The 6235-nt window shown below is 64.6% G+C and carries 4 protein-coding genes; 2 read left to right on the top strand and 2 right to left on the bottom strand.

The features are described from left to right. Nucleotides 1–306: 306 nt before the first annotated feature. Nucleotides 307–1779, bottom strand: coding sequence for an MFS transporter (locus NCT32_RS12865; RefSeq protein WP_250477172.1), 1473 nt, complete (start codon nucleotides 1777–1779; stop codon nucleotides 307–309). 204 nt (nucleotides 1780–1983) lie between these two features. On the opposite strand from NCT32_RS12865, the gene NCT32_RS12860 reads away from it, so the two are divergent. Next, nucleotides 1984–3246 carry a TIGR03862 family flavoprotein gene (locus NCT32_RS12860; RefSeq protein ID WP_250477171.1) on the top strand — a complete coding sequence of 421 codons (1263 nt, stop codon included), beginning with the start codon at nucleotides 1984–1986 and terminating at the stop codon, nucleotides 3244–3246. 4 nt (nucleotides 3247–3250) lie between these two features. On the opposite strand, the gene NCT32_RS12855 is transcribed toward NCT32_RS12860, so the two are convergent. Next, nucleotides 3251–4402 (bottom strand): class I SAM-dependent methyltransferase, encoded by a 1152-nt coding sequence (locus NCT32_RS12855; RefSeq protein ID WP_250477170.1) that lies wholly within the window; start codon nucleotides 4400–4402, stop codon nucleotides 3251–3253. Nucleotides 4403–4576: 174 nt separating this feature from the next. Between NCT32_RS12855 and NCT32_RS12850 the strand changes: the two genes are divergently transcribed. After that, nucleotides 4577–5872, top strand: a complete 1296-nt coding sequence (locus NCT32_RS12850; protein WP_250477169.1) for an SGNH/GDSL hydrolase family protein — start codon at nucleotides 4577–4579, stop codon at nucleotides 5870–5872. Nucleotides 5873–6235: the final 363 nt, after the last annotated feature.

The following is a 6235-nucleotide window of genomic DNA, read 5'->3' as shown; positions in this document are numbered from 1 at the left end:
GTTCGGGTGCGGCGGCGCCAGGGGCCGCTTCGCTTGTGTGCGTGGGACTCGGGAGGTCGAGGGATTGGGTGTACATGGCGGCACTCGTTCCTGATTAGTCGCTGTCCAGCGATTATAAACCGACCGGACGGTCGGTAAATGGGTATTTGAAGCGTACTCGGGTAATTCCGCACGGATGGGGCGCGAGAATCCACGCGCTATTAATCTAGTGCAGCCGAGGGGGTGCCGGACGGCGAAAGAAACGAAAAGCGGCGGCGATGCGTCGCCGCCGCTTTTGCAAAGGGGAATCGGAGGAGAAGTGGACGCTTATCGCGTCTGTTGCGCGGCGAAGTCTTCCGCGTCGACGTCATAGCCCGACGGCTCCCAGCGCACCGCGAGCAGCGCGACGAGTCCCGCGAGCGGCGCGGCGGCGATGATCCAGAAGACCTTCGTGCCGAGCGCTGCCGACAAAACCGGGAACAGGAACAGCGAGACCGTCGAGCTGGCGCGCATCAGCGTCTGATTGAAGCCGACACCGACGCCGCGCAGCGAAGTCGGATAGCTCAGCGACGCAAACGTCATGCTGTGCGAACCCGGCCCGACGCCTTGGCCGAGCAGGAACGCGGCGAGAAACGCGATGGCAATCACGACCTCGGCGCCCGTCGACGGTTTGCCGACGATCGCAAGCCCGACGAGCGCCCCGAGCTGAAACGCGTAGCCGACGACCGACAGCTTCCACGCGCCGTATTTCGGCACGGTGCGCACGGAGAACAGCCCGCCTGCGAACGCGAAACACAGATTCAGCGCGAGTGACGCGAGAATCGTGGTGAGCATCGATTGCGCGAGGAAGCTCGAGATGATGACCGGCAATCCGAACGCGACGGCGTTATAGGCAAACGACGATGCAATTGCGATGACGGTCGCCAGCACCGTCCGGCGCAGATAGACGCCGCGCAGCAGCGCGCCGTAGTTGCTCCACGTCGTGCGACGCGCCTTGATCGGCGCGACAGTCGTTTCGTCGACGCGGGCATCGATGCCGTAGGAACGCTTCAGAATCGCGGCCGCGCTCTTGAGATCGCCCTGATTCGCGGCCCAGACGGGCGATTCGCTCATATAACGGCTGCGAATCGCGATGATCGCGATCGCCGGCACCGCGCCGAATCCCAGAATCAGACGCCAGAGCCAGCCCGCGTTGTGCTCAGGCAAGACCGCGTACAAGCCGAGCACCAGCAGATACGAGACGCTGATCGCCGCGTACCAGACCGGACACCACATCGCGACGCGCGCCGCTTTGTTGCCGCGGCCCTGCAGGCGCGAGAACTCGGCGAGAAACGCCATCGCGACGGGCAGATCGATCCCGACGCCCAACCCCATCACGAAGCGCGCCCCGCCGAGCACCCAGGCGTTGGGCGCGAGCGCGCAGGCGATCGCAGCGACGACGAAGAAAAACATGTCGGCCATGAAGACGCGATAGCGCCCGACCTTGTCGGTGAGATAGCCACCGAGGAACGCGCCGATGATCGCGCCGAACGTGATCGCGGCGGCGACGAAACCAGAGCCGGTCGGCGTCAGCGAGAACTCGCGGGCGATGTCCTTCATCCCGAACGCGAGCGCGCCGAGATCGTAGGCATCGAGGAAAATCCCGCCGAGCGCAATGGCGACGACGACGCGCGCATCACTGCCGATCGCCGCGCCGCTGTTGACGAGACGGGAGACATCGGCGGCGCTTTTGATGACGGGGCGCGGATCGTCGGTGACGGCACCGGCGGCAGCGCGTTCGGGCGCGAGGGAAACGGACATGATCAGGCGATTTCGTAAAAAGTTGTCGATGCAACGAATCGACGGATCGTACTGGCCGAACTGCGGCCGGCCAAATTCTTTTTTGTTATTTAATGACTTACGACGGGTCTGCGATGCTTTTCACCGGCGTGGCGGTCGGCGCAAAGCCGGTCCGGCGACGTGCGATGCGACAATGTCGCTCCGTTATGTCATTACCAATCAGGCATGTCGTCAGTTGAAAACATCGAATCGGTGAGTGTCGCGGTGATCGGCGGAGGGCCGGCCGGGCTCATGGCCGCGGAGGCGCTCGCGGCGGGCGGCGCGCGTGTCGATGTGTTCGACGCGATGCCGTCCGTCGGGCGGAAATTCCTGATGGCAGGCAAGGGCGGCATGAATCTGACGCATTCCGAGCCTGCCGACGCGTTTCTCGCACGCTACGGCGCGCGAAGCCCGCACATCGCGCCGCTGCTGGCGCGTTTCGATGCAGGCGCGCTGCGAAACTGGGTGCATGAGCTGGGCGTCGAGACGTTCGTCGGCAGTTCGGGCCGCGTGTTTCCCACCGACATGAAAGCCGCGCCGATGCTGCGTGCGTGGCTGCATCGGCTGCGCGCGACCGGCGTGACGTTTCACATGCGGCATCGCTGGCTCGGCTTTGCCGATGAAGGCACGTCGCTATCGCGTTTCGCGACGCCAACCGGCGAAAAGCGCGTCCGGCACCAGGCGCTCGTGCTCGCGCTCGGCGGCGCAAGCTGGCCGCAGCTCGGCTCGGACGGCCGCGCGCTCCCGGTGCTCGCGGCGCGCGGCGTGCCGGTGCGGCCTTTCGTGCCGTCGAATTGCGGTTTCGACGTCGCCTGGAGCGAGCATTTCAGCAGCCGATTCGCTGGCGAGCCGCTCAAGTCCGTGGCGATCGGCCTGCCGCGTCCGGACGGCACGCCCGACTGGCGCGCCGGTGAATGTCTGATCACCGATCAGGGCATCGAAGGCAGTTTGATCTATGCATTGTCGGCGCCGATCCGCGATCGGATCGCCCAAAGCGGCGGCGATGGCACGACGATCCTGCTGGACCTCGCGCCGCAACTTTCCGCCGGGCGCGTGCGCGACGAGGTGCTGCATCCGCGCGGCGCGCGATCGATTTCGAGTCACCTCCAAAGCCGCCTGCATCTGACGGGCGTGAAAGCGGGTTTGCTGCGCGAATGCGTGAGCAAAGGCGAATTCGCGGATCTCGACACGCTCGCCGTGCGAATCAAGGCGCTGCCGCTGCGCGTGCTGCGGCCACGTCCCATCGAAGAAGTCATCAGCAGCGCAGGCGGCGTCGAATTCGAGGCGCTTAACTCGCGCTCGATGATCAGCGCGCTGCCCGGCGTGTTCTGCGCGGGCGAAATGCTCGACTGGGAAGCGCCGACCGGCGGCTATCTGTTGACCGCTTGTTTCGCGAGCGGACTCGTCGCGGGGGAAGGCGCGCTCGCGTGGCTCGCCGAGCGGGCGTAGCGACTCATGCGGCGACGAGCCGCCACAGCGACGTCACTTCCGCCGAGCGTGCGGCGTGCAGCGGATCGGCCTTGTCGCTCGCACGCGGATGATGCGGCTTGATGTCGATGCGCCCATCGACCTTCAGGCCGGCCTTGTCGATCCATTCCTGCAACTGGGCGCGGGTACGCAGTCCGAGATGCTCGGCAAAGTCCGACAGAATGAGCCAGCCTTCGCCGCCCGGCGTCAGATGCGCGGCGAGGCCGTCGAGAAACGCGCGCAGCATGCGGCTGTCTGGATCGTAGATGGCGTGCTCGATCGTCGCGCTCGGCCGCGCGGGCAGCCAGGGCGGATTGCAGACGATCAGCGGCGCGCGGCCCTCGGGAAACATGTCGGCCTCGACGATCTCGACCTGACGATCGAGCCCGAGCCGTCCAATGTTCTCGCGCGCGCAGGCGAGCGCGCGGGCATCGACATCGGTCGCGACGATTCGCCCGACGCCGCGCCGCGCCAGCACCGCCGAGAGCACGCCTGTCCCGGTGCCGATATCGAACGCAAGTTCTTTCGATGGAAGCGGCTGATTCGCGACGAGATCGATGTATTCGCCCCGAACCGGCGAGAACACGCCGTAATAGGGATGGATCCTCCCACCGGCCGCGCCGATCTCGACGCCTTTCTTGCGCCACTCATGCGCGCCGATCAGCCCCAGCACTTCACGCAAGGACACGACCGACGGCTCATCCGACGGCGGTCCATATGCCTCCTCGCACGCCTGGCGCACGTCGGGCGCGCGGCGCAACGGGATGGCGTAGTGCTCGTCGAGCGGGAGCACCAGCATCGCAAGGGTGCGCGCGCGCTGCGATTGCGCGAGGCGGTGGAGGTTGAAGGCATCGATCGGTGAAATCTCCGCCGCCGGTTTCTTCGCCTTGCGCGGCTTGTTGTCGATACGGCGTGCCATCGCCTGGAGCAACTGCCGCGCATTCTGGAAGTCGCCGCGCCAGAGAATTGCCGTGCCTTCGCAGGCGAGCCGGTACGCGTGATCGGCCGTCATCTGGTCATGTCCGATCACGACGCGCTTCGCTGGCGGATTACCGCTCTCCGATCTCCAGCGGGCCGAGCGGCTTTCGCCGTCTTCATCCCAGGTGAGGTGTTGCGGTGCTGAGGTTTTCGATTGCATATCTATATATAGATGCCTGATGCGGATGTCGTCGCGCTGGCGAAAAATGGACTGGCTGCATTGTGAGGCCAATTGGAGCGCGTCGCCGCAGCTTGTTCATGTTGGAAGCAATCTGCGGCGCGAGCTTTGTGACACTTCAGGCACAATCGAGCCTTTTCCGCACGCCATCGCCGAATGAAGCTCCGAGTTCTCGCCGCGATCTGCGCGGCCGCGCTTGCCGCGCAATTCAATTTCGTCCCGCACGCATTCGCTGCCGACACCGCCGACGCGCCTGCCAACGAACATTGGGTCAGCGCGTGGGGCACCGCGCTGCAGTCGATTCCGCAACTCGCGAACCTGCCGCCGCTCTATCGCGCGCCGGATGTCGCGGGTCGTACTGTCCGCCAGCTGATTTATCCGCAACTGGATGGAAAACGGATGCGCCTGCGAATCAGCAACCTGTATGGCACCGAACCGCTCGTCGTCGAATCGATGACCGTTGCACGGGCCGCCGCGGGCAACAGTGCCGCGATCCGCGCTGGAAGCGCTCGCCCCGTGCTGTTCGGCGGACACAAGAGCGTAACCGTCGCGCCGGGTGCCCAGGTTACGAGCGATACGATTAATTTCGATGTCGACGCCTTCCAGCCCGTAGCCGTCAGCATGTTCATGGGGAAGGATCAAAAGCTCGTTGCGTGGCATCGTGTGGCGAGTCAGGTGAATTACATCTCGACGCCGGGCGATCGTACCGAGGATGCATCGGCGGGCGCCTTTCGCACGCGCTTTACCCAGTTCGCGTGGCTGACCAACGTGGCGGTGGAAAGCCCATCCGCGCAGGCGATCGTCGCGATCGGCGATTCGATCACCGATGGCATGCGCTCGTCGGTCAATGCCAATCGGCGGTGGCCCGATGCACTCGCGAAACAGGCGGCGCGTGAGGGCGGCGGGCGGACGGTCGTCGTGAACGCGGGAATCAGCGGCAACCGTCTGTTGAGCAACTCGCCATGCTACGGCGAGGCGGTGGTGAGCCGCTTCGAGCGCGACGCGCTGCGCCAGCCGGGCGTGCGCGCGGTCATCGTGCTGATCGGCATCAACGACATCAATTTCATGGCGATGCCCGCGCACGCCGGCCTCGATTGCGACGCGCCGCACACCGAAGTCAACGCCGATGCGCTCGTGCGCGGGTATCAACGGCTGATCGCGCAGGCGCACCAGCGCGGCATCAAGATCTACGGCGCGACGCTGACGCCGGCCTCGCTGCCGCCCGAGCGGGAAGCGATCCGTACCGCGGTCAACGAATCGATTCGATCGAGCAGGGCGTTCGACGGCGTGATCGACTTCGATCAGGCGCTGCGCGATCCCGCGCGCCCGAGCGTGCTCCAGCGCCGGTACGACAGCGGCGATCACATCCACCCAAGCGATGCGGGCTACGCGGCAATGGCCGCCGCAGTGCCGATGGAATTCCTCACGGGCGCGGCGAAGGCGATGCATTGAAGCAGGCGCAAAAAAATTGGTTGATCGCCTTGTTATTCGAGCCTGCTTGACCTAATATTCAGCCCCTCGTCGCAAGACGATGGGCCGCCGAGCGAAACACGCGGCCTCCGAAGTCGGCAGATTTTGAAGCGAAAGCCAAAAAATAGTGTTGACACGGAGAAAAAGATTCTTCATAATCTCGTTTCTCTGCTGCTGATGCAGCGACGCAAGACGGAAGGTGAGGTAGGGGTCTTGCGATGTGCTCTTTAAAAACTAACAGCCGATAAGTGTGGGCGCTTGATGTTGAGTGCGGTCTGGTTCTTCGGAGCTGGATATAGCGAAAGTATCAAGAGTCTCACACGAAGTATCAGAGGAAGGTTTTTC

The organism is Caballeronia sp. INML2, from assembly GCF_023631365.1.
In the GTDB taxonomy this organism is placed as follows: Bacteria; Pseudomonadota; Gammaproteobacteria; order Burkholderiales; family Burkholderiaceae; genus Caballeronia; species Caballeronia turbans.
The sequence above is the reverse complement of the archived record's forward strand: the minus strand, read 5'-3'. Positions and strand labels throughout refer to the sequence as shown.